The organism is Micromonospora sp. NPDC051296, assembly GCF_040682255.1.
GTDB lineage: Bacteria > Actinomycetota > Actinomycetes > Mycobacteriales > Micromonosporaceae > Micromonospora > Micromonospora craterilacus.
On the sequence record NZ_JBFBAO010000018.1, the window covers coordinates 1 to 22671 of the forward strand.

The window sequence follows — 22671 nt, forward strand, 5'->3', positions numbered from 1 at the left end:
GAGGAAGCCGGCGTAGACGACATCTACGCCAGCCCGGCCCACCCGTACACCAAGGGTCTGTTGGAGTCGATCCCGCGCCTGGACTGGGCAAGCGTGGCGGCGTCGACGTCCACCGAATCTCCGGCGGAGTGGGTGACCCCGTTACTGTCGGTCCATTCGCTGCGCAGCATGACGTACACCATGGAGCAGTCCCCCTGATCAAGCAGTCAACTATCGGTTGCCTGAATCTAGCCGTTCGAGACACGCCGGGCCGCCCGGTGGAGTGTCCGCAAGCCAACAGCCCGGTACCCGACAATGCGCCGGGCAGGAATACTCGACCCTGCGCCCCCGGGCGACGGGGGCCCGCCAGTGGAGGGTGTCATCGCCGCGCAGTGTGACCGCTGTGGACGCACCGCCGCCGACGGCGACCGCTTCTGCGGTGGCTGTGGCACGGAGCTCGGTGCCGTCTGTCCACACTGCCTGCGCCCACTCGCCCCGGACGTGGCCTTCTGCACCTCGTGCGGTGCGCCCCGGGCCGGCACCGACCGCCCGTCGGTCATCCCACAGGAGGACCGCCGCCGGGTCAGTGTGCTCTTCGTCGACCTGATCGACTTCACCCCGTACGTCGAGCGGGCCGACCCGGAGCTGGTCCGCGGCCTGCAGACCGGCTTCTTCTCGGCCGCCCGGCGGGTGGTCGGCCAGTACGGCGGGGTGGTGGAGAAATACATCGGCGACGCGGTGATGGCGCTGTTCGGCGCGCCGGTGGCCACCGAGACCGACGCGCTGCGCTGTGTCCGGGCCGGGCTGGAGCTGCAACGGGTGCTGACCCGGTTCACCCCCACCGGCACCGACGGGCTGCGCTTCCGGGTCGGCGTGGCGACCGGCGAGGCGCTGGTCGACGTGGCCGCCGCCCGCGACGGCGGGCAGGCGATCGTCGCCGGCGACGTGGTCAACACGGCCTCCCGGTTGCAGTCCGTGGCACCGCCCGGCGGGGTGCTGGTCGACGGCACCACGCACGCGCTGACCCGGGACGCCATCCGCTACGAGGAGCAACCCCCGGTCACCCTGCGCGGGCGTTCGGCACCGACGGAGGTGTGGCTGGCCCTGGCCGCGGTACGCCAGCAGCCCACCGACCGGGAGCCGGACACCACCCCGCTGATCGACCGCGAGCACGAGCTGGGCATGCTGGTCAACGCCCTGCACCGCAGCCTGCGCGACCGCCGGCCGCAGGTGGTCACCGTCTTCGGCCGGGCCGGTATCGGCAAGAGCCGGCTGGTACGCGAGCTGCACCGGCACACCGGCCGGCTGGTGGACGAGCCACTGACCTGGCGTACCGGGCGGTGCCCGCCGTTCGGCGAGAACGTCACGTTCGCCGCGCTGGCCGACATCGTCAAGGCCGAGGCGGGCATCCTCGACACCGACCCGGCCGCCAGCGCCGCGCAGCGGCTCGCCGCCGCCGTCGGCGAGCTGGTCGGCCCCGGCGAGCGCGACCGGGTCGCCGACGCGCTGCGTCCACTGGTCGGCCTGTCCGGCACCCCGTTGCCGGCCGAGGAGGCGGAGTCGGCGTGGCGGCGCTTCCTGCTGGCGCTGGCGGCCCGCCGCCCCACCGTGCTGGTCTTCGAGGATCTGCACTGGGCCGACGACGCGATGCTGCGCTTCGTGGAGCTGCTCGGCGCGGCGGCCCGGGACGTGCCGCTGCTGCTGCTCTGCACTGCCCGCCCCGAGCTGGTCGACCGGGATCCGAGCTGGGCGGGAACCATCACCGGCTCGGTGACGATCACTCTGCCGCCGTTGCGGGACACCGGCATCGCCGCGTTGTACGCGCACATGTTCGGCCAGGCCGCGTTCTCCGCCGACCTGCTGAGCCCGCTGATCGAGGTGGCCGGCGGCAACCCGCTCTACGCCCACGAGTACGTCCGGATGCTGATCGAGCAGGGCGCGCTGCGCCAGTCCGGGCGGGGCTGGTCGCTGGACAAGCACCTTGACCTGCCCATGCCGGAGAGCGTGCACGCGGTCATCGCCAACCGGGTCGACCTGCTCGACGCGAAGGACCGGGCGGTGCTGCTGGCCGCGGCGGTGGTCGGGGTGCAGTTCTGGCCCGGGGCGGTGGCCGCCGCGGTCGGGCAGCCGGTCGAGTCGGTCGAGCGCGCGCTGCGCCGGCTGGAGCAGCGGGACTTCGTCCACGAGCAGAGCGCGTCCACGATGGCCGGTCAGCCGGAGTACCGCTTCCGGCACGTGCTGGTGCGCGACGTGTGCTACCAGCGACTGCCGCGGACCGAGCGGGTGGCCCGGCACGACCGGACGGCCGACTGGCTGGACACGCTGTCGCAGAGCCGGGACACCGACCTGGCCGAGGTGCTGGCCCACCACCGGTGGGCGGCCCACGAGATCGCCCGCTCGCTGGGCATGGAGACCCGCCGCTACGCCGGGCCGGCGCGGGCCGCGCTGCACCGGGCGGCCCGCCGGGCGTACGCGCTGCACGGGCTGGACGCCGCCGCCAGTCACGCCGGCCGGGCCCTCGGGCTGGCCGACGACTCCGACCCGGTGGGTCGGCTGCAACTGGAACTGCTCAGCACGGAGATCTCGTTCTACCGGGACGGCAACGCGTTCCTCTCCGGCGGCGGGCCGGAGCAGGTGCAGGCGCTGGCCGACCGGCTACTGGCGTACGGCGACGAGGCGTGCGCGGCACGTGCCTGGACGCTGCTCGGTCAGACCGCCTGGCTGCGGGCCGACCGGAAGGCCGCGCTGGCCTGCCTGGACCGGGCGGTGCGGCTGTTCGAACCGCTGCCGGACAGCGCCCAGAAGGCGGACGCCTTCGCCGAACTGGGCCGGCTGCACATGCTCAACTACGAACGGGACCCGGCGGTGGAGGCGGCCGACACGGCGGCGGAGATCGGCGAGCGGCTCGGGCTGACCGAGACCCGCACCAACGCCCGGATCACCGCGGCCACCGCCCGCTACCAGGCCGGCGACCGGTCCGGCCTGGACGAGCTGTACGCCATCGTCGAGTTCAGCCGGGCCGGGCAGCTGCTCGCGCTGCCCCGGGCCACCCAGAACCTCGCCTACGCGGTGCGCGAGGAGGGCGACTGGTTGCGCTCCGACGCGCTGCTCTCGGCGGCCCCGGCCCGCACCGCGAGCGGGCAGACGCTGACCACCAGCTACTCCGGTGAGGCGATGCGGGCCTGGTTCGAGGGGGACTTCGGCCGGCTGCTCGCCGCCGCCGAGGCGTTCGTACACACCCCGACCGGCAGCTGGGACATGCAGGTCCGTGGCCTGCGGTCCTGCCTGCTGGTGCTGCGCGGCCAGCCGGTGCCGCCGCCGGGTTCGGGCACCCCGCCGGCCGTCGCGGCCGGTGCCGCCACCCCGCCCCGCGGCACAGCGGACGCCGGCCCCACGCCACTCGGCGCGACGGAGGTTGCGTCGCCGCGCGACGACGTGGCCGCCGCGTTGGACACCGCCCGGCGCAGCGGCTTCCACCGGCTGCACTGGACGATGCTGGCGATGGGCGCGCTGTGCCGGGCGGTGCAGGGGCGTACCGACGAGGCCGCCGCATTGGTCGACGAGTTGGCCGAAGCGTGGACCGCGGTGCCGGCGCTGGCCAGTGGCGAGTGGATCGCCGCGGCCGGCTGGGCGGCCACCCTCGCCGGGCGCAAGCCGGCGGCCCGGGTACGCGCCATGCTGGACCAGGTCGGCCACCGTACGCCCTGGTCGGAGGCGGCGCTGCGGACCGTGACCGGCGCGCTGGCCGGTGCCGACGGCGACCACCGGCACGCCGCCGAGCTGCACCTGGCCGCCGCCGAGATCTACGCCGGCATCCCCGACGTCACCGACCGGATGCTGGCCCTGACCTTCGCGGTCCGGGAGCTGGGGTCGACCGGTGACCGGGCGGCGGCCGCCGGGCCGCTGACCGAGCTGCGCGCCTTCGCCCACCGCAACGGCGCGCCGGGCCTGCTCACCCTGGCCCACCCGCCCACCGACGACGCACAGATCCTGGCCTCCTGACCGACCCGAAGCGGTCAGGCGGCGACGGGGGCGGACGGCTGGGTCTTGAGTTTCTGGGCGTAGACGTCGACGTACTCGCGGCCGGAGAGTTCCATCAGCTCGTACATGATCTCGTCGGTGACCGCGCGCTCGACGAACCGGTCGCCGGCCAGCCCGGCGTACCGGGAGAAGTCCAGCGGTGGGCCGAAGCGGATCCGGACCCGTTCGAGATTCGGGATGATCGTGCCGGGCGGCTGGATCTCGTCCAGGTTGAGCATCACCACCGGGACCACCGGCGCGCCGCTCTCCAGCGCGAGCCGGGCCACCCCGGTCTTGCCCCGGTACAGCCGCCCGTCCGGCGAGCGGGTGCCCTCCGGGTAGATGCCGGCGATGCCACCGGCACGCAGCACCGTGAGCTGGGTGTCCAGCGCGGCGCGGGCAGCCTTGCCACCGGAGCGGTCCACCGGGATGGTGCCGGTGCCGGTGAAGAACATCTTGGTCAGCCAGCCCTTGATCCCCTTGCCGGTGAAGTACTCCGCCTTGGCCACGAAGGTGACCTTCCGCGGCACGATCAGCGGGGTGAAGATCGAGTCGGAGAAGGAGAGGTGGTTGCTGGCCAGGATCACCGGGCCGGTGGCCGGTACGTGGTGCAGACCCTCCACCTGCGGCCGGAAGATGAGTCTCAGCAGCGGGCCGAGGATCACGTACTTCAACAGCCAGTACAGCACCGGCGTCCTTTCCACAGGGCGGTGGTCGGCGACGGCACCGGTCCCCCGGGTGCCGTCGCCGACGAGCCTACGGAGCGCCGGCCCTCCGCCACAACGGACAGCCGACCGGGCCGGCTACCCTCCTGCCTCCGGCCGCTCCTCCTGGTCCTTCTTCCACTCCAGATACTGGCGGTACAGCTCCTCTTCCCGCCGCCGCTTGCGTAGGTGCAGCACCCGGGAGGCGATGAGGAGCACGGCACCGCCACCCAGCAGCAGGTAACCGGTCAGCCCGTCCTCGGAGACCTTCGGCGCGGTGCTGAACAGCAGCCCCAGGAAGGCGGCGGCCAGGCCGAGGTAGAGCGTGATCCCGGCCGGCGTCTGCCGGTACTCCACATGGTTGCGCTGCGCGAAGGTCTGGAACTGCGGAGGGATGTCCAGTTCCTCATACTTGTCAGTAGCCACGCGTACCCCTCCAGTTGCTGAAGTTGGCACTGCCCCACTGGATGAAGACGTTACGTACGGTACGCCGTGGGTTGAGGTAGTACGAGTCCCGGAAGGAGTAGCTGCGCTTCTTGAGCTTGGATCCCTGCCACTTGATCCGGGTGATGCCCCAGCCGCGGATGTACCGGGTCTGGCGGATCGTCTTCGGGAACTTCACCGCCCGGGTGAGGCGGGCACCCGGCAGGAGGGCCTGGCCGATGTCGAGCGCGGACCCGACGATCGCCTGCCTCTTGGTCGAGTGTCCGGCCTTGTACATGCCGTACCGACCGGCGACCGAGACGCCCGCCGCCACCGCGCCGACGGCGATGCACGCACCGGCGGTGGCGATGGCACAGGCCGCGAACCCGGCGATCGTCAGCCCGGCGGACACCTTGGCCCCGTGCTTCTTCCACCAGTTTCCGACCCGCTTCCACGATCGGCCGTCCAGGTCGAAGCAGTTGATCGGGTCGCCGGAGCAGTAGTCGTAGTCGTTGGCGTTGCCGCCGGCCACGGGATCGACCTGGAGGAACCGCCCGAGGCTGGGGCTGTAAAGCCGCACCCCCATCAGGATCACGCCGTCGAGCGTCTCGCCGGAGCGCTGCTTGCCGCCCAGCCACCCGTACCGCTGGTCGGCCTGCCCCGGCGCGGCCACACCGAACTCGTCGAAGTCGAAGAACTCCGGTCCCAGCAGCGCGGTATCGATGGTCGCGGCCACGTCGCCGTGCAGGTTGACCAGTTGCAGCCGGACGTCGCCGGTCGCCGAGGTGGTGGCGACGAGATCATCGCCGGGGCCCGAGACGTTCCGGGTGATCTCACCGGCGGCGGTGTCCTCGACGATCCAGTGTGGCTCGTCGGTGTCGTCACCGTAGTGGTTCAACTTCGACGCCGTGCCGACCCAGTCGCCGTCGACCAGGGTCTCCGTGGTGAACGCCCGGAAGCGGTGCGCGGGGTCGAGGGTCCACGTCCGCCGTGCGTCGTCCAGCTCCTGACGCCGCACCAGGTCGTTGACGAAGTAGCTGTTGACCAGGCCGCCCGGCATGGCGGTGGTCCGGCCGAACGCGTCGTAGCCGTACCCGTCGTCGGTCAACCGGTCTGCCGTGTCGTAGCTGTGCGACCGGCTCGACGTGGTGTCGGTCTGCGCGCAGGTACCGTCGACGGCCGGGGCGAAGCTGGTGCTCCCGGTGCGGTTGGCCCGGTCGTCGTAGGCGTACGTCCGGGTGACGCAGCCATCGTTCTGGGCGCTGTCGTGCTGCGTGCGGACGAGGCGACCGACGCGGTCGTACCGGTACGTCTTGCTGCCGCCCGTGTAGGTGTGGTCGACCCACTGCCCGGAGGCGTTCTCGACCACCGCCTCGGAGTAGATCACCTCGTTGTCGGAGTCCCGCGTGTAGGTCCGCTCCACGGGCTGGTGGTTGGAGTCCAACCGGTCCTCGCGGGTGAGCCCGCCGGGATAGGTCATCCGGACCAGTTCCCCGTCCGGCGAGTACCGGGCGGTGAACGTGCCCGCCACGCTGTCCGCAACGCTGGTGACGAGTCCGCGGGGCTCCACGTCGCGGTCGTAGGCGTAGGTCGAGTGGCCGGTCGGGTTGGTCACCTTCACCGACTTGCCGTACCGGTCGTACTCGGTGGCCGTCGTCGCCCCGTCGGCGTCGGTGTAGGAGACCAGCCGGCCGAGCAGGTCGTGCTCCTTGAGGATCTCCGCGGTCCCCATGGTGGTCTCGGTGACCGCACCGGTGGTCGGGCTGTACGTGTTCACCACCGTCTCGATCGGCGCGCCCTCGTCCGCGGTGATCGTCGTGCTCGCCACCCGGGTCGCCGGGTCGTACGTCGTGGTGGTGGTCCGGGTCTTGCCCGCCGCGGTCTCGCTGACCACGGCCTCGTCGCCGTAGCGCGTGTAGGAGAGCACCCGGCGGACCGGAAGGTCGCCGGCCATCCTCGCCGGATCGTGGCCGGTGACCGCGCCACCGGAGGCGGTGACGCACGCCTTCCCGGCCCATTCGGGACGGTTACCGCAGGCGGCGTCGTCGGTGTTCGCGCCCGCCGTGTAGTGGATGGTGTGGCGGGTCCGGGCGTCGGCACCGTTCGAGCCGACCCCCCACGACTTCACCACCCGACCGGCCGAGTTGTGCACGACGTAACCGGTCAGCTGCTTCCCGCCGGTCCCGGCATCGGTCACCATCTTGGTCGGCGTCTTGAGCACCCAGCCGGGGACCCCGCCGTGCTCCGGGTCGTACCCGTGCCGGGTGACCCGGACGTCCGCGTCGGGGTAGCCGACGATCTGCGCCCCCTCCCGCTTGGTGGTCACCAGGTGGTAGGTGGCTCCGTCGGGCTTGCCCTCGTCGTAGACGTTCACCAGGTGACGCCGGCCGATGACCGTCGCGCCGGCGTCGAGCGCCGGTAGCGGCCCGCTCCCGTCCGGGTCCGCCAGCGCGTTCTCCAGGACCAGCGTCGACGTGGGCCCCACCACGTCGACCAGGTCGACGCCGTTGGAGCTGTACGTGTTGATGGTCGACAACGCGAGCGCGCGGGTCGCCGGGTCCGATCCGGCCAGGCCCAGCTCGGCCAGGTAGGTGGCGGCGTTGGGCAGGACGCCAAGGGCGAGCGCCCGGTCGGTGGCCTCCAGGATCCGGATGACGTTGCCGAACCGGTCGTACTCCTTCGTGTCGATGTAGCCGCCCGGGGTGGCGGTGTTGACCTCCTTGCCACCGGCGGACAGGTAGTGGACCGTGGCGTACTTGTAGCCGTTGGTGCCCGGCGCGGCCGGGGTGGCGCTGCTGGGGCCCGGGTCGTCCTCCGGCCCGAACACGGCCGTCGCGTCGGTGGGCAGGTCGACCTGGCCCCAGGTGGAGACGGCGGCGTGGTCGAGGTTGTACGGACCGCCGGTCCCCTGGGTCAGCGGGACGTTGTAGACGACCGTGGTGGCGACCTCCCCGTCGGTGGCCGTCTTCGAGCCCTGCTGGAGCGCGGCGCGGCGCACCTTGAGCAGCCGGCCGGCGTTCTCGTCGCCGGCCAGGTCGGCGACCTGGGCGTCGGTGAGCGCCTTGCCGTAGACGCGGACGTCGTCGATGCCGCCGTGCCAGATGTTGGCGGCGGCGCCGGCCCACCTGGCCCGGCCGACCACGTATCCGCCGGTGGCGTTCCAGCCGCCGACCGCGGCGGTGGTGCTCTGGGGTACGCCGTCGACGTAGAGCTTCATCCGGCCGCTGGCGGTGTCGTAGACGCCGGTCAGGTGGGTCCACCTGCCGAGCACCGGAGCGGTGTTCGAGGTGGCCCGGACCGGGGTGGCGGCGTCGCTGTCGGCGCTGACCCGGGAGAACGCCCACCGATCGTCGGCGGCGACGTAGTTGAGGAAGAAGCCGCTGGTCCGCGACCCGTCCTTGGACACCGCGGTGCGGTTGACGGACTTGTCGGTCAACCGCACCCAGGCGGAGACGCTGTAGGAGGCGGTGTTGGACAGGGCGGTGCCGGCCACGCTGATCTGCTGGCCGGTGCCGCCGGTGAACCCGGCGGCCCGGTCGGCCGGGTTGTCCGGGTCGTTGCCCTGGGTCCAGAACACGCCGGAGGCCGTGGTGCCGGTGCGGCCGCTGCCGGAGGAGTCGGCGACGCTGGTGCCGGAGCCGGCGTCGAGGTCCCAGCGCAGGGCGGCGGAGTCGACGTCCGGGTTGCCGTGGTCGAGGTGCCAGGGCAGTTCACCGGGAGGCGTGATCTTGGCGACCCGGCCGCCCGCGTACTCGTAGGCGGTCTTCAGCGCCGGGCTGATCCGCGGGTCCCACACCTCGCGCAACTGGCCCAGGTCGTCGTACGCGTACCGGGCGATGTGGGTGGCGGTCATCGCGGAGGTGTCCGGGTCCCAGGCCCACAACTTCACCCCGGTGACCCGGTCGGTGTGGTCACCGAAGACGGTCTGACTCAGCCCCGCGGTGGTCGACGTGGCGTACTCGTACTCCAGCACCTCGCAGCCGCGGGCCGGGGTGGCGGCGGCGCAGTCGCCGACGCCGGCCTCGGCCGGGTTGATCACCTTCTTGAGCAGCAGCCGGCTGCCGGCGGTCTCGTAGACGTAGCGGGAGGTGCTGTTCGAGTCGGCCGTCCACGACGAGGTGGCCGCCCACACCCCGCCCTGCTGGGTGAACTCGGTGACGCTGCCGTCCAGCTCGGCGAGCCGGTACGCGGTGCCGACCTTGCTCAGCACCATCCCCTCGAAGCCGGGCTCGGGGGTGAACGTGGTGCCGTCGGTGTTCTTGGCGAAGGTGATCCAACCACCGCTGATGGTGTTGACCTGGGCCAGCGAGGGCTCCGGCAGTTCGACGGTGGTGTAGTCGACATCCGCCGCCCCGCCGGTCGCGCCGCCGGTCCAGGTGGGGCCGAACGGGGCCACGATCTCGGTGACGGAGAGGTTGTCCCAGTAGACCCTGCGGCCGGAGCCGCCCTGCATGCCGTTGTACAGCCGGAAGAACGCCTCGGTGGCCCCCGCCGGCACGGTCATGTCGACCGAGAGTTCCTGCCAGCCGTCGGTGTAGCCGGCCATCTGCGAGGCGACCTCGGTGTAGTTGGCGCCCACCCGGTGGAAGCCGACGATCCGCAGACCGCGCGCGGTGTACCCGGGCACCAGGCCGGTCGCGGCCGGGACGTAGATCCAGCCGGTCATCCGGTACGTCTTGCCGGGGGTCATGTTGAGCCGGAGCCCGCCGTTGTCACCGCCGACCGCGACGTACGTGTCGTTGCTGGTCGTGGTGACCGGGGTGATCTCCAGCGAGTCGACCGGCGTGGTCTCGCCCTGGCCCCGGGCGGTGGAGCGCAGCGCCGACGAGGTGCCCGCCACGGTGAAGCCGGTCAGGTCGGTCGAGACCTGCTGCTGGTTCGCGGTGAGCCGCTGCGCCATCGGCTGGTAGCCCTCGACGGGGTTGCGGGACGAGGCGGAGCGGGACACCGAGAGGCCCAATTCCTCCGCGTCGCTGGAGGAGAGCGAAAAGTCGCCGGTGAGCAGGTTGACCGAGCCGGGGCCCGCCTCGGCGGTGGCGGCGCCGCCGCCGCTGGAGTCGACGGTCACCCGCACCCAGGGAATGGTGTACGCGGGCGTGGTGCCGGTGGCGGTGTACAGGTGCGCCCGCACCTCGACCACCCCGCCGACCAGGCCGAGGGTGTCGGTGGCGTTCCAGATCGCGTACCCGCTGAGCGCCGACAGCGTGACCGGGCTGGCGGCGGTCGCCGTGATCGGGGCGCCGGTGGCGGAGGTCAGATTCGCCGACGGGATCGTCAACGTGGCGCCGCCCGGCCCGCGCCGGTACTCGAAGTACGCCCGGGTGTAGCCGGCGACCGGGGTGGTGATCCGTAGCTTCGTACGCTTGACGATCGTCGCGCCGGGCAGCGGCTCGGCGATCGCGGCGTCACCGGCCTCGAAGACGTAGAGGTTCGGGTCGGACAGGTTGCCGGCGGAGTCCTTGGCCTGGACGGTCAGCGTGCGGTGCCCGTCGCGGGGGCTCAGCGTCACCGACGTGGCGCCGGTGGCCGCGACAGTGGTGGCGGTGGTGTCGTAGTCGAGCTTGTAGACGAACGCGGCCAGGTCGGTGGTGCCGCCCGGCGGGGTGAAGGTGAAGGTGTCGGACTGCCCGGCGCCCCCGTGCGGCAGCCCGTCGTTGAGGTAGATCGTCGCCGACACGAACGGCACACCGGGCTTGGTGGTGTCCACGGTCAGCGTGGTCCACCCGGTCCAGGCACCGTAGTTCCACGGGTCCTTGGCGCGGACCCGCCACTCGTACTCGGTGCCGTTGGTCAGGTTGACCGGCACCTGCCAGGAGGCGGTCGACCCGTTGGTCCAGGCCGGGCTGCCCGAGCTCAGACCGGAGGTGGACACCACGGCCTGGGTGCTCTTGTTACGCACCTCGAACTCGGCCTGCAACGTCTGCCCCGCGTTGGCGTCGGCCAGCTTCGCCGACAGCGTCGGCCGCAACGACGCGGTCCGCGCCCCCGCGCCGCAGGCGGTGTAGCAGGGCGCGACGGCCAGCGCGGACGGCGCGGACGGCGCGCTGTTGTAGGTGATCGTCACCAGCGGCGGGCGTCCAGCCTCGGCGGAGTCGAACTTCTTCCACCCGGCGGTGCTCGACTCCGAGGTGGCACGCAGCATCACGCTGGCGCTGGACAGGTTGTTGTCGGCGCTGTGCTGCAACGCGCCACCGACCTCGATGTAGACGTAGCCGTCGTTGCACGAGGAGTTGTAGCCCTTGGTCTCGGTCGACGTGCCGACCTTCGCCCGCGCGGTCGGCTGGTTCGTCCAGCGCACCGAGGTGTCCACGTAGTCGGTGCGCCAGGCTTCCCAGGACGCCGCCGTGCAGGACCAGGAGTGGAAGTTCCACAGCCGCAACTTCGCGGTGATGATCTTGCTGCCGGCGAATCCGGTCGTGTTGAACCGCAGGTACGACCGGGCGTAGAAGGTGCCACCTTCGTTGGAGTAGCCCAGCTTCAGCTCGCCGGCACCCGACTGGTCGCTGGAGTAGGAGTTCTGCACGAACGCGTCGAACGACGGCGACAGCGACGTGGGCGGGTCGATCGTCACCGGGAAAGTGAGGTCCTCGCGGGCCAGGAAGCCCGCGTCGGGCGTCAACTCAAGATTGGTACGGCCCGCGCCAGCCGGCGTCACCCGCAGCGCGACAGGGGCGGTGTTGAGGTGCTCGGCGGACTGCGGGCCCACCTTCGCGTCCCACATCAGCGGCTTCTGCGCCCGACCGACCTGCTTCCCCCGGGAGTTCTTCAGCACCAGCCCACCCATGCCGTCACCGGCGGCGGTGAGCTTGCCCGTCGCCAGCGGCAGTGTCAGTTTGCGCACCTGCGCCAGGCCGGCCCGGTCCTTCACCACGAAGTGCTGCTCGTAGCCGGCGGCATGGGCGCGGAACACCAGGTCGACGCCCGGACGCACGTCCGGGTAGGTGATCGTCCGACCGTCGAGGACCGGCTCGGGCAGCGGGCCGGGCCAGGCGATCGCCGTCCGGTCGGCGCCCGTACCGAGCGACACCACCTCGTGCTCACCTGCGGCCGGGGAGGCGCCGGCGAAGCTCAGCTCGTGGGCGTGCGCCTTCGGCACGACCGTACCGTCGACCCGGCGCTGCAGGGTGAGGTCCACCGGCACCCACGTGTTGTCGCCCTGGCGCACCCGCACCGGCGCGAGGGCCTGCTCCTGGGTGAGAGTGCCGTCCGGGTTGGCGAAGACCTGGACGGTCTCCGTCCGCCGGTTCGCCGCCTCGACCCGGTCACCGCACAGCCGCGCGGCCACCGCCGCCGACACCTCGTCCGGACGGCCGTCCGGACAAGCCGGTTTCGGCTGTGTGGTCGGCCCCGGCTCGGCGGCCGGCTTCGGGGCGGCCACCGCCCGCTCGGGCCGGACCGGAACGTCCGACATGGTCACCACCATCAACATGGCCAGCACCACCGCGACCCGTCGCGCCCAGCGGACGAATCCGTTGTTCGTCAGCGCGACGAACACGCCGCCCTGCACGGACTGTTCTTGCACAGCCAGCCTCCCCCGGAGCCGGGACAATCAAAAAGTCAGCGCAGCCTAGGGAGATCGACTAATAGAGATCAATGCATTGACGAAAGCCCTTGCGGACACTAGAACCGTCGCCCAAATACGCCTGACGCCGTGCACAACCGGCCCACCATCCAAATCGGACGGAAGGTTTCCGGTTGGCGACATGATCACCGTCGGCGAAGGTCGCCGGCCAGACTCCGCAGCCGGCCGCCCGACTCCGCCCGGAACCAACCGGACAGCTAGCACGCCGTAGCGGCACCCTCGGTCGCCCGAAAGGAAGCCGCCACCCACCGCAGAGCCCACTACCAGCAGTGACATCCGACCACCACGGATCACACCAACCGTCGACGGTCAAGAGCAGCTGGCAATGACAATGCTCACCAAGCGGCTGGATGAACGGCGCGGTAACAGGCGGGGTGCCGGGCTGTGCCGGGTGCCGAGGGCCTGTCATGATGCCGCGCATGCCACTGCACCGCCGTACCGTGCTCGGCGTCGGCCTCGCCGCCGTCACCGCCGTCGTCACCGGCTGCCGCGACCAGGCCCCGACGTCCTCGGCGGCCGGTCCCGGCACACCGTCCGCCAGCGGCGGGGCGGCGAGCGCTCCCGGCGCCGGCGCGTCCCCCTCCGCCGCGGCGGGTACGACGGCCGGCGCGTCGGCCTCCCCCGCGGCCACCGAGGCGCTCGGCGCGGCACCTGGCACGTCGGCGTCCGCCGCGGAGGGCGGGACGGTGGCCGGGCAGGGAGGCGTCGGGGCACCGTCACCGCTCGGCCGCGCCCTGGGCACCGAACTCACCCGGCACCTCCAGCCGACCTCGCAGAACCCGAACCACCCCGCGTACGCCGGCGCGGTGGCGCTCTGCCATATCGACGGAAAGCTCGCCGGCCGCGCGGTGGTCGGCAAGGCGCTGCGCTACGGCGCGGGCCCGGTGCTGCTGCCCGAGGCCAAGCAGGTCGAGATGAACCACGACTCGATCTTCGACACCGCGTCGCTGACCAAGGTCTACACCGCGATCCTCACCCTGCAACAGGTCGACAAGGGCCGCATCGCCCTCGACGCCCCCGTGGTGGACTACCTGCCCGGCTTCGCCGGCCCCGGCAAAGAGAAGATCACCGTGGCCATGCTGCTGGCCCACACCAGCGGCCTGCCCGTCGGCGCCAAGGTCACCGGCCTGCCCGACGACGCGGCGCGCCGCGCGGCCGTACTCGGCACCCCGCTGATCAAGGGCGCCACGCCCGGCACCGTGTTCCGCTACTCCAGCGTCGGACTGATGGTCGCCGCCCAACTCGTGGAAAAGGTCACCGGCCAGCGACTCGACCAGGCGCTCAAGAGCGGCATCACCGGCCCGCTCGGCCTCCGCGACACCGGCTTCAACCCCAAGACCTGGCTCAGCGCCACCGACCAGGCCAACCGGCTCGTCGCCACCGACGCCCGCTCCTCCCGCGGACTGCTCCGCGGCACCGTGCACGACGACGTCGCCAACCACCTCGGCGGCATCGCCGGACACGCCGGCATCTTCAGCACCGCCGCCGACCTCGCCGTCATCGGACAGCTGCTCCTGGACGGCGGCACCTACCGGGGCACCCGCATCCTCTCCGAAGCCACCACCAAGAAGATGCTGACCAACGTCAACGCCGGCCTGCCCGCCGTCGACGCCGAACGCCCCAACCGCACCTCCGACCACGGCCTCGGCGTCGTCCTCAACCAGCCCTGGTTCATGGGCAAGCTCGCCACCTCCCGCACCTTCGGACACACCGGCTTCACCGGCACCAGCCTGCTCGTCCACCCCGCCCGCAAGATGGTCCTCGTCCTGCTCACCAACCGGGCCCACCCCAACTGGAGCTGGGCAAACCCCGACCCGGTCCGCGTCGCGGTGGCCAACCTCTGCGCCTGAGCATGAGCCGATCTCTGCGCCTGAGCATGGCCGATCTCTGCGCCTGAGCGGCGCGAGCCGACCGCGGGCGGCCCGGCGCCGGCCAACGTCGGGCGGCCCGCGCGGAGGGCGGGTGCCGCCGGTGTGCCCGCTCGCGCGCCCCGGGCAAGAAACGACAAACGGCCCGGCCGCGACCAGCGGGGACGGGACGCGCCGACGTACCCCGCACCACAAGGCACTCCCCGAACCCACCCCGGACGTGTCACGATTCAGAGCACGGCGTGCGGGGGCACGCTGAGGGGGCTGGACGCGGGGCGCGCCGGCGGCGCGATGAGGAGGATGGTCCGGTGTCAGCGGGTGGGGCTCGTCGGGGACGGCGGGACAACGGGCTCGACGCGAGCGAGTACGCGGTCGCCGGCGACGTCGACCCACGTGTCGGCGAACACCTGCTCGACGTGCTGGCCGCCGGCGGGATCGCCGCCTACCTGCAACCGTCGGCGGATCTGAACCCGGTCACCCGCACCACCACCGTGCCGCCCCGGCCGGTGGACCGGCTCTACGTGGACCGCTCGCACCTGAGCACGGCCCGGGATTACCTCAGCCAGCTCTCGGACGAGACCGGTGCCGGGCGGGCCGATGAGGAGCCGGACATCGACGCCGAGTGGGCGCGCATCGTCGCCGGCTACCACAGCTCACCCGGGGCCGGCGAGCACCCGTGGCCGGCCGCGGAGGACGTGGACGACCAGCCCGAGCGTGGTGGCACGGCCACGGCGCTGCGGCCGGGCACCGACGAGCCGGCCGGGCCGACCACGACCGACGTACGCCGGCTGCCGTACGCGGCCGACATCTCCGGCGTCTCCGTCGGGCGTGGTCCGCGGGACGGCGACGGACCGTCGCTGCTGGACGGCCTGGACACCTTCGGCGCCGACCTGCCCGACGACCCCAGCGACGACGAGCGCTACGTCCCGCCGCCGCCCCCGCCGCTGCCCCGGGTGTCGAAGTACGCGGTGGCCGGCGTGCTCGCCGTGGTGTTCGGTTTCCTGTTGTTCCTCTTCCCCGACCTGCTCCCGGCGGACCGGGGGGTGGTGACGCTGCTCGGCTTCACCGGCATCCTCGCCGGCTTCGTCACACTGGTGTGGCGGCTGCGCCCCGGTGACGCCGAGGACCGCGACCCCGACGACGGCGCGGTGGTCTGAGGGCGGGTGCTCGGATAGCGGGACGGGGACCGCCCGAGCCAGCGGACGTAACAGTGGTGTAACTTACTGTCAGTAGGAATACCGCAGTACGTCACTTCACCCGCCGACTGCCCGGTTGTTCCTCCTCGTGGCGGTCGCTCCCCTGCTGATCGGAATGCCCGAGATGCGACAGAGTTCCCTCGTGGTGGTGGCCAACCGCCTACCCATCGACGACAGTCAGGCGCTCGACGGCGCCTGCGAGTGGCGCCGCAGCCCCGGCGGGCTGGTGAGCGCGCTGCACCCCCTGCTGCGGCACACCCCGGCGACCTGGGTCGGCTGGGCCGGCGGGACCGGTCCCGCACCCGCCCTGCCCGACGTCGACGGCGTACGGATGCACACCGTGGCACTGACCGGCGATGACCTGCGCGACCACTACGAGGGCTTCGCCAACGCGACCCTCTGGCCGATCTACCACGACGCCGTCGAGCAGCCGGAGCACCACCGACGCTGGTGGGACGCGTACCAGCGGGTCAACGAGCGGTTCGCCGAGGCCACCGCGGAGGTCGCCGAGGCCGGCGCGGTGGTCTGGGTGCAGGACTACCACCTGCAACTGGTGCCGGGGCTGCTCCGCGCCCTGCGGCCCGACCTGCGCATCGGCTTCTTCCTGCACGTACCGTTCCCGCCGCCGGAGCTGTTCATGCAGCTGCCCCGTCGGGCCGAGCTGCTGCGCGGGATGCTCGGCGCGGACCTGATCGGCTTCCAGCGGGCCCAGGCCGCGCACAACTTCGCCCAGCTGGTGACGAAGGTGCTGGAGTTGCCGGCCACCGACCGACGGATCGCGGTCGACGACCGGATCGTGCGGATCGGCGCGTTCCCGGTCTCCATCGACACCGCCGAGATGTCCGCGCTCGCCGGCCGGCCGGAGGTGGCCGACCGGGCCCGCCGGCTGCGCCACGACCTCGGCAGCCCGGATCAGGTGATCCTCAGCGTCGACCGGATGGACTACACCAAGGGCATCGAGCAGCGGCTCAAGGCGTACAGCGAGCTGCTCGCCCACGGGCACGTCAAGGTCCGGGACACGGTGCTGGTGCAGGTGGCGGTGCCCAGCCGGGAACGGGTCGGCCAGTACCAGATCCTCCGCGACCGGGTCGAGCGGGAGGTCGGGCGGATCAACGGGGAGTTCGGCCGGGTGGGCGAGCCGGCGATCCACTACCTCACCCAGCCGTTCGACCGGGCCGAGTTGGCCGCCCTCTACCGGGTGGCCGACGTGATGGCGGTGACCCCGCTGCGGGACGGGATGAACCTGGTCGCCAAGGAGTACGTCGCGGCCCGGGTAGACGACGCCGGCGCGTTGCTGCTCAGCGAGTTCGCCGGGGCCGCGGCCGAGCTGCCGCAGGCGTACCTGGTCAACCCGCACGACCTGGAGGGCCTCAAGCAGGGCCTGCTCGCGGCGCTGCGCGCCAACCCGGCCGACGTGCGCGCGCGGATGCGGGCCATGCGCGAGCACCTGCGGGAGCACGACATCCGCGCCTGGGCCCGCTCCTATCTGTCCACTCTGGACCAGAGCGGCTCGTTGCTCACCCGCCTCAGCAACGGCTGAGGCGGGGCCGTGACCGGGCCGATCAGGCCCGGTCGTCGCGGGCCGGGTGCTTGACCAGCCAGTCCAGGATCGCGTCGATCGGCTCCCGCCACCGGGCGTCGAGCATCAGGTCGTGCCCCATGCCGGGGAAGAGCAGCGGCGCCGAGCCGTACCGCCGGGCCGCGCGGGTCAGCGCCGACGACGGCACCACCCGGTCGTCCGGGCTGCCCAGCACCAGCACCGGCGGGCGGCCCACCGCCGGCTCCGGGTCGGCGCCGGTCAGCAGCTGCCACTGGGCGCGCCGAGCGGCCCGGCCCAGCCGGGCGGCGTGGCGTCGGGCGTCGGCGTCGGGCAGCTCTCGGCTGAACAGCTGCCGGCGGCTCAGCCGCAGCCGGCCGCCGAACACCGCCGGCAGGGTGCCGAGCGGATTGCGGCGCAGCGCGGCGCCGAACGTCGCCCAGCCGCCGAGCACCGGCGCCACCAGCACCGCCGCCTTGGCCGGGTAGCGGGCCAGGGCGTGCGCGACCACCAGGGCCCCGGCACCGTGCCCCACCAGCACCGCCTGGCGCGGCAGGCCCGCCGCCACCTGGACCACGTCGTGGGCGTACGCCCGCAGGGTCGCCTCCGGCGCCGGGCCACTGCCGCCGTGCCCGCGCGGACTCACCGCGTACGCCGGGAAGCCGCGCTCGGCGGCGTGCCCGAGCCAGTGCTCGGCGTACGCCCAGGCACCGTGCCCGAAGCCGGGTACGAACAGCAGGGGCGACTGGCCCTCCTCCAGCTCGGGCGTGGCGCTGAGCACCTCGCGCCGGACCGGGCGGACCGGCCGGGCCCACTCCCAGCTCCGCATGACCCGCACCCGCTCGATGGTTCGCTCGCTCATTTGCCCTCCAGGTCCCGCAGCGCGCGCTCCAGGGCACGCAGGTAGTCGGCGTGGCCGACCTCGAACCAGTGCCGGGTCGAGTCCTTCACCTGCCCCGAGTAGCGCTCGCCCGCGCCGGCCCGGACCCGGTTGGCGAAGGCCGTCGCCCGCTCCGGCCGGGTGGTGCGCAGCCGCAGCAGCCGGGCGAACAGCACGGCCTGCCAGTGCGACAGGGTGAACACGCCCGAGTCCGGTTGGACCAGGCCGGCCACCGCGAGGGTGGGATGGTCCGGCACGAAGGCGTTGAGCCACAACCGGGGCCGGCCCACGCCCTCGTCGTCGCCGAGGATCTTCGCGTCCAGGAACTCGAAGCGCGGCAGGTAGCCGGTGGCGAAGACGACCAGCTCGGGGTCGATCTGCCGGCCGTCGGTCAGCTCCACCGAGTGCGAATGGAAGCGCCCGACGTCCGGCACCGGGGTGATCGCGCCGTGGCCGACGTGGTAGACGAGCTGGCTGTTGGCGATCGGGTGCGTCTCGTACACCCGGTGGTCCGGCTTCGGCAGACCGAAGCGGGTCAGGTCGCCGACGGTCAGCCGCAGCGTCCGGTGGTAGAGCCACTGCCGCACCCGCAACGGCACCCGCAGCGCCAGCAGAGTGTCGTTGACCTGGTCGGCGGGGCGGCCGAAGACGTACTTCGGGGCGTACCAGTAGCCCCGGCGGGTGGAGTGCCAGCAACGCGACGCCTGCTGCGCGGCCTCCACCGCGATGTCGCAGCCGGTGTTGCCGGCGCCCACCACCAGCACCCGCTTGCCGCGCAGCTGGGCCGGATCCTTGTACGACGAGGCGTGCATGACCTCGCCCCGGAACTGCTCCAGCCCCTCGTACCTGGGCAGCTTCGGCGACCAGTTGTGCCCGTTGGCGATGACCACGGCGGCGTACCGCGAGGTGCGTTCGGGGCCGTAGCCGCCGGTGCTGCGGGTGGTCACGTCCCAGCGGTCGTCCTCCACCGGCTCGACGCGCACCACCTCGGTGCCGAACCAGATGTGCCGCCGCAGGTCGAAGTGGTCGGCGTAGCGCTCGAAGTAGGACAGCAGCTGGCTGTGGTGCGGGTAGTCCGGCCAGTCGTCGGGCATCGGGAAGTCGGGGAACTGGGTGAACGGCCGCGACGAGATCAGGTGGGTGCTGGCGTACACCGGGCTGCGGTCGTGCCGCCAGTTCCAGGCGCCGCCGATCCCGGTCTCGCGCTCGTAGCAGTCGACGCCGAAGCCGTGCTCGGCGAGGTTCTTGACGGCGGTCAGGCCGCTGGCTCCGGCGCCGATGACACAGACGGTGTCACCCCGGTCGGAGACCGGGCGGCCGTCGCGGCTGCGGGCGAGCGTGGTCGTCTCCGGGTCGGGCCGGCCGTGCTCGGTGGGGGTGGGCACCGGGAAGTCTCCTTCGTCTCGGCACGAGTGCCGGGTCGGGCGAAATCCTCTCCACAACGGAGCGGGTTGTCCAGCCGGCCGGCGGCCGGCGGTCAGCCGGCAGCGGGCAGGAGCAGGTCGACCAGCACCGGAAAATGGTCACTGGCCCGGCGGGTCAGCGGGGTGTCCACCACGTCGTAGTCGACCACGGTGATCCGGGGATCGACGAACAGGGCGTCGATGCGCCGCCGGGGATTCGTACAGGAGTAGGTGAACCGCTCGCCCCGGTCCGCCGCCACCGCCGCGTCGGTCAGCCTCCGCGCGACGGTGGTCCACGCCGGCCCGCCCGGCTCCTCGTTGAGGTCGGCTCCGGCGATCACCGGGTGGGGCGCGGCGGCCAGGTCCCGCTGGAACAGCTCGGCCTGCCCCGGCCGCTCGGCCGGGTCGGTGGACAGGTGCGAGCCGGCCACGGTGAACCGGGCGGTGCTGCCCACCACGCAGTCGGCGTACGCGGCACCGCGCAGGTGCCGCCCAGGGGTGAGCGGGAAGCGCCGGCACCGGGTGCCGGTCACCCGCACCCGCAGGCTGGTCAGCAGCAGGTTGCCCAGCGACGGCAGCCCACCGGCGGCGACCACCAGGCCGAACGAGGCGGCCAGCGCGGCCGACTTCGCCCGCCAGCGCAGCCGACGCGGCCCCTCCTGGACGATCACCACGTCCGGCGCCGCCTCGCGGACCACCACGGCCAGCGCGGCGGTGTCGTCGCGCTGGCCGTGCACGTTGTAGGACACGACACGCAGCGGCACGCCGCCGCTTCGCGGCATCTAGATCCGCCGGGCCAGGTCGGCCGCGCCGATGACCCCGGCGGAGTTGCCCAGCTCGGCCGGGCGGATCTCGGCCACCGGCAGCCGGCTGCGCTGGGCAAGGGCCTCGGTGAACGAGCGGCGGGTCGGGCCCATGAGCAGGTCACCGGCGTCGATGACGCCACCGCCGACGACCAGAACCTGCGGGTCGAGGATCTGCGCCATGTCCGCCAGGCTGGTGCCGAGCCAGCGCCCGACCTGGGCGAACGCCTCGGCGGAGACCGGGTCGCCGCCCTTGGCGGCGGCCGTCACCATCGGTCCGGTGATCGCCTCGGCGTCGCCGTCGGCCAGCTCCAGCAACGCGGTGGCCCGGTGCGGTTCCTGCCGGGCGGCGGCGCGGGCGAAGCGGACCAGGGCGCTGCCGCTGGCGTACTGCTCGATGCAGCCGAGCCGCCCGCAGCCGCACTGGTGGCCGTCGGGGACGGTGAGCATGTGGCCCAGTTCGGCGGCGATGCCGTTGTTCCCGCGCACCAGTTCGCCGCCGAGCACGATGCCCCCGCCGACGCCGGTGCCGATGGTGAACATGACCATCGAGTCGTCGGCGTTCCGGGCGGCGCCGTAGCGGAACTCCGCCCAGGCGGCGGCGTTGCCGTCGTTCTCCACGATCACCGGCAGCTCGACCGCCGCGCTGACGTACGCCTGCAGCGGCTCGTCACGCCAGGCGAGGTTGGGGGCGAAGAGCACGGTGGAGCGGTTGGCGTCGATCCAGCCCGCCGCGCCGATGCCGACCGCCTGGATCTGGTGCCCGGTGGCCAGTTCGCTGACCACCTCGATGATGGTGTCGCGGGTCTTGCCGACGTCATCGGCGGGGGTGTCCCGTCGGGTCTGCACGAGAACCGTGCCGGTGTCGTCGACGACACCGCCGGCCACCTTCGTGCCACCGACGTCGACTCCGATGGTCAGCGTCACCGCGGCCACTCCCCTCTGCTGTGCCACCCCGCGCGCACCTGCCCTCGCCGGTGGTGCGGGTCGTCCCTGGTCAGGCCCCGTCGCCTGGTGCGCCCTGCTGCCCGCCGGGCACGGCCTCCGCGCCCGGTGCCGGCTCGCCGCTTGGTGCCGGCTCGCCGTCGGGTACCCGCGAGGCGGGCACCACCCGACGATCGGTCGGCATCCGGCGCCCGGCCGGCGCGACCGGCCCGGCGGCGTCGACGGGCGCGGCGGCCGGGACGGCGACGTCCTCCGCGCGGGTCGCGGCGGACCAGACGTCCCGCTCCGGTGCCGGCTGAGAATCATGCCCGGTACGGGTCGCCTCGCGCCACACGTGATCGCTGTCCGGTCCGTCGTCGGCGGTGCCGGACGGGTCGGCGGCGGGTTCGGTCGGGGTGAAGGCCCGCAGGAAGCTGGCCAACCCGGCGGCCAGATCGCCGGCTCCGGTGGCCAACCGCTCGGCGAATTCCGGACTTGGATCGCGCAACGCGGCGATTCCCCGGCACACCGGGCAGACGCAACATTCGGCTGCGCCGGTGGCGAAACCGGCCCCGGACGCGGTGGAGCCGCCCGGGGTGCCGGTGGGGCCCTGCGGGGCGCTGTTGTGACCGAGGACACTGGTCACCATCCCACCGAGCGGGCCCCAGGACCCCGGGTCGGGGCCGGCGGCGGCCATCCGTGCGGTGGCCAGCAGAGTGGCGACCAGCCGCTCCGCCTCTTCCCGGGCCGAGCCCGGATCTGTCGCACCCATGCTGGGCTCCTCTACCGTGGCGACCGGGTCGCCGGACGCGTCACTGCGCCGCACCAGGTGCTTCTACCCGGCGCTTCAGCTGCTTCAACGCGGCATCCATGATCATTTTCTCGGCCTTGCGGCGGAACATCCCGAGCATCCCGACCGCGAGCTCCACCTCCAGGGTGTAGGTCACGGTGGTGCCCCCGTCGGCGTTGCCGACCAGGTCGTACGAGCCACGCTGGGCCTTCTGCATCTTCGACGGGGCCACCAGGTGCCACTCGATCCGGGACAGATCCTCGGCGTAGGCGTACGCGAGCACGTACTCGTCGGCCATCACCCCGGCGTCGAGGACGAAGCGGACCTGGCTGGCGTAGCCGTCCTCGTACTCCTCGACGACCTCGGCCTGCCGCACCGCGTCGGCCCACTCCGGATAGCTCGGGAAGTCACAGATGACCGCCGCCACCCGGTCCGGTGACGCCTCGATGGTGATCGACTGGGTGGAGGTGTCCGCCATGGGGGGAGGCTACCCGCCCTGCGGGCGCCATCGCGCCGCGCCGCCCCACCTGCGGCGTGCCCGCCAGCGGGTCGGCGGGTAGGT

At 72.7% G+C, this 22671-nt stretch carries 13 protein-coding genes and 1 pseudogene; 5 read left to right on the forward strand and 9 right to left on the reverse strand.

Features of this window, described 5'->3' with window-relative positions; all coding sequences use genetic code 11:
• Together AB0M52_RS03715 and AB0M52_RS03720 are read left to right on the forward strand one after the other, a co-directional pair.
• Nucleotides 1-84: pseudogene (locus AB0M52_RS03715) on the forward strand (hypothetical protein); the annotation flags it as partial.
• Nucleotides 85-348: 264 nt separating this feature from the next.
• A complete protein-coding gene (locus AB0M52_RS03720; protein WP_363948436.1) occupies nt 349-3981 on the forward strand; it encodes an adenylate/guanylate cyclase domain-containing protein in 3633 nt (1210 codons plus the stop codon).
• Between the two features lie 14 nt (nt 3982-3995).
• Here the strand turns inward: AB0M52_RS03720 and AB0M52_RS03725 are convergent, their stop codons facing one another.
• The 3 genes from AB0M52_RS03725 to AB0M52_RS03735 all read right to left on the reverse strand — a co-directional run bounded on the left by AB0M52_RS03725 (nt 3996) and on the right by AB0M52_RS03735 (nt 12648).
• Nucleotides 3996-4688, reverse strand: a complete 693-nt coding sequence (locus AB0M52_RS03725; protein ID WP_363948438.1) for a lysophospholipid acyltransferase family protein — start codon at nt 4686-4688, stop codon at nt 3996-3998.
• 114 nt (nt 4689-4802) lie between these two features.
• Nucleotides 4803-5129, reverse strand: a complete 327-nt coding sequence (locus AB0M52_RS03730; RefSeq protein WP_363948441.1) for a hypothetical protein — start codon at nt 5127-5129, stop codon at nt 4803-4805.
• Nucleotides 5119-12648, reverse strand: coding sequence for a LamG-like jellyroll fold domain-containing protein (locus AB0M52_RS03735; protein ID WP_363948444.1), 7530 nt, complete (start codon nt 12646-12648; stop codon nt 5119-5121). The genes AB0M52_RS03730 and AB0M52_RS03735 overlap by 11 nt, the downstream gene beginning before the upstream one ends.
• A 479-nt stretch (nt 12649-13127) precedes the next feature.
• Between AB0M52_RS03735 and AB0M52_RS03740 the strand changes: the two genes are divergently transcribed.
• The 3 genes from AB0M52_RS03740 (at nt 13128) to AB0M52_RS03750 (ending at nt 17312) form a co-directional block, all read left to right on the forward strand.
• Nucleotides 13128-14558 carry a serine hydrolase domain-containing protein gene (locus tag AB0M52_RS03740; protein WP_363948447.1) on the forward strand — a complete coding sequence of 477 codons (1431 nt, stop codon included), beginning with the start codon at nt 13128-13130 and terminating at the stop codon, nt 14556-14558.
• Between the two features lie 326 nt (nt 14559-14884).
• Nucleotides 14885-15733, forward strand: coding sequence for a DUF308 domain-containing protein (locus AB0M52_RS03745; protein WP_363948450.1), 849 nt, complete (start codon nt 14885-14887; stop codon nt 15731-15733).
• A 163-nt stretch (nt 15734-15896) separates the two neighbouring features.
• The gene (locus AB0M52_RS03750; protein WP_363948452.1) at nt 15897-17312 is read left to right on the forward strand and encodes a trehalose-6-phosphate synthase; all 1416 of its coding nucleotides are present in this window, start codon (nt 15897-15899) and stop codon (nt 17310-17312) included.
• Between the two features lie 22 nt (nt 17313-17334).
• Here AB0M52_RS03750 and AB0M52_RS03755 read toward each other — a convergent pair whose 3' ends face one another.
• From AB0M52_RS03755 to AB0M52_RS03780, 6 genes are all read right to left on the reverse strand, one after another.
• Nucleotides 17335-18171, reverse strand: a complete 837-nt coding sequence (locus tag AB0M52_RS03755; RefSeq protein WP_363948455.1) for an alpha/beta fold hydrolase — start codon at nt 18169-18171, stop codon at nt 17335-17337.
• Nucleotides 18168-19574: an NAD(P)-binding domain-containing protein gene (locus AB0M52_RS03760; protein ID WP_363948457.1), complete on the reverse strand. Its 1407-nt coding sequence runs from the start codon at nt 19572-19574 to the stop codon at nt 18168-18170. The genes AB0M52_RS03755 and AB0M52_RS03760 overlap by 4 nt, the downstream gene beginning before the upstream one ends.
• A 92-nt stretch (nt 19575-19666) precedes the next feature.
• Nucleotides 19667-20374: an endonuclease/exonuclease/phosphatase family protein gene (locus tag AB0M52_RS03765; protein ID WP_363948459.1), complete on the reverse strand. Its 708-nt coding sequence runs from the start codon at nt 20372-20374 to the stop codon at nt 19667-19669.
• Complete coding sequence (locus tag AB0M52_RS03770) at nt 20375-21322, reverse strand: ROK family glucokinase (protein WP_363948493.1); 948 nt, start codon at nt 21320-21322, stop codon at nt 20375-20377.
• A 70-nt stretch (nt 21323-21392) separates the two neighbouring features.
• On the reverse strand, nt 21393-22091 hold the full coding sequence (locus tag AB0M52_RS03775) for a hypothetical protein (protein WP_363948461.1): 699 nt from the start codon (nt 22089-22091) through the stop codon (nt 21393-21395).
• A gap of 40 nt (nt 22092-22131) precedes the next feature.
• Nucleotides 22132-22587 (reverse strand): SRPBCC family protein, encoded by a 456-nt coding sequence (locus tag AB0M52_RS03780; RefSeq protein ID WP_363948464.1) that lies wholly within the window; start codon nt 22585-22587, stop codon nt 22132-22134.
• Nucleotides 22588-22671 lie beyond the last annotated feature (84 nt).

Bases quoted from the DNA above. Each gene is read 5' to 3' on its own strand.
- AB0M52_RS03740 (WP_363948447.1), top strand. From the start codon at position 13,128: ATGCCACTGCACCGCCGTACCGTGCTCGGCGTCGGCCTCGCCGCCGTC.
- AB0M52_RS03750 (WP_363948452.1), top strand. From the start codon at position 15,897: ATGCGACAGAGTTCCCTCGTGGTGGTGGCCAACCGCCTACCCATCGAC.
- AB0M52_RS03755 (WP_363948455.1), bottom strand. From the start codon at position 18,171: ATGAGCGAGCGAACCATCGAGCGGGTGCGGGTCATGCGGAGCTGGGAG.
- AB0M52_RS03765 (WP_363948459.1), bottom strand. From the start codon at position 20,374: ATGCCGCGAAGCGGCGGCGTGCCGCTGCGTGTCGTGTCCTACAACGTG.
- AB0M52_RS03775 (WP_363948461.1), bottom strand. From the start codon at position 22,091: ATGGGTGCGACAGATCCGGGCTCGGCCCGGGAAGAGGCGGAGCGGCTG.
- AB0M52_RS03780 (WP_363948464.1), bottom strand. From the start codon at position 22,587: ATGGCGGACACCTCCACCCAGTCGATCACCATCGAGGCGTCACCGGAC.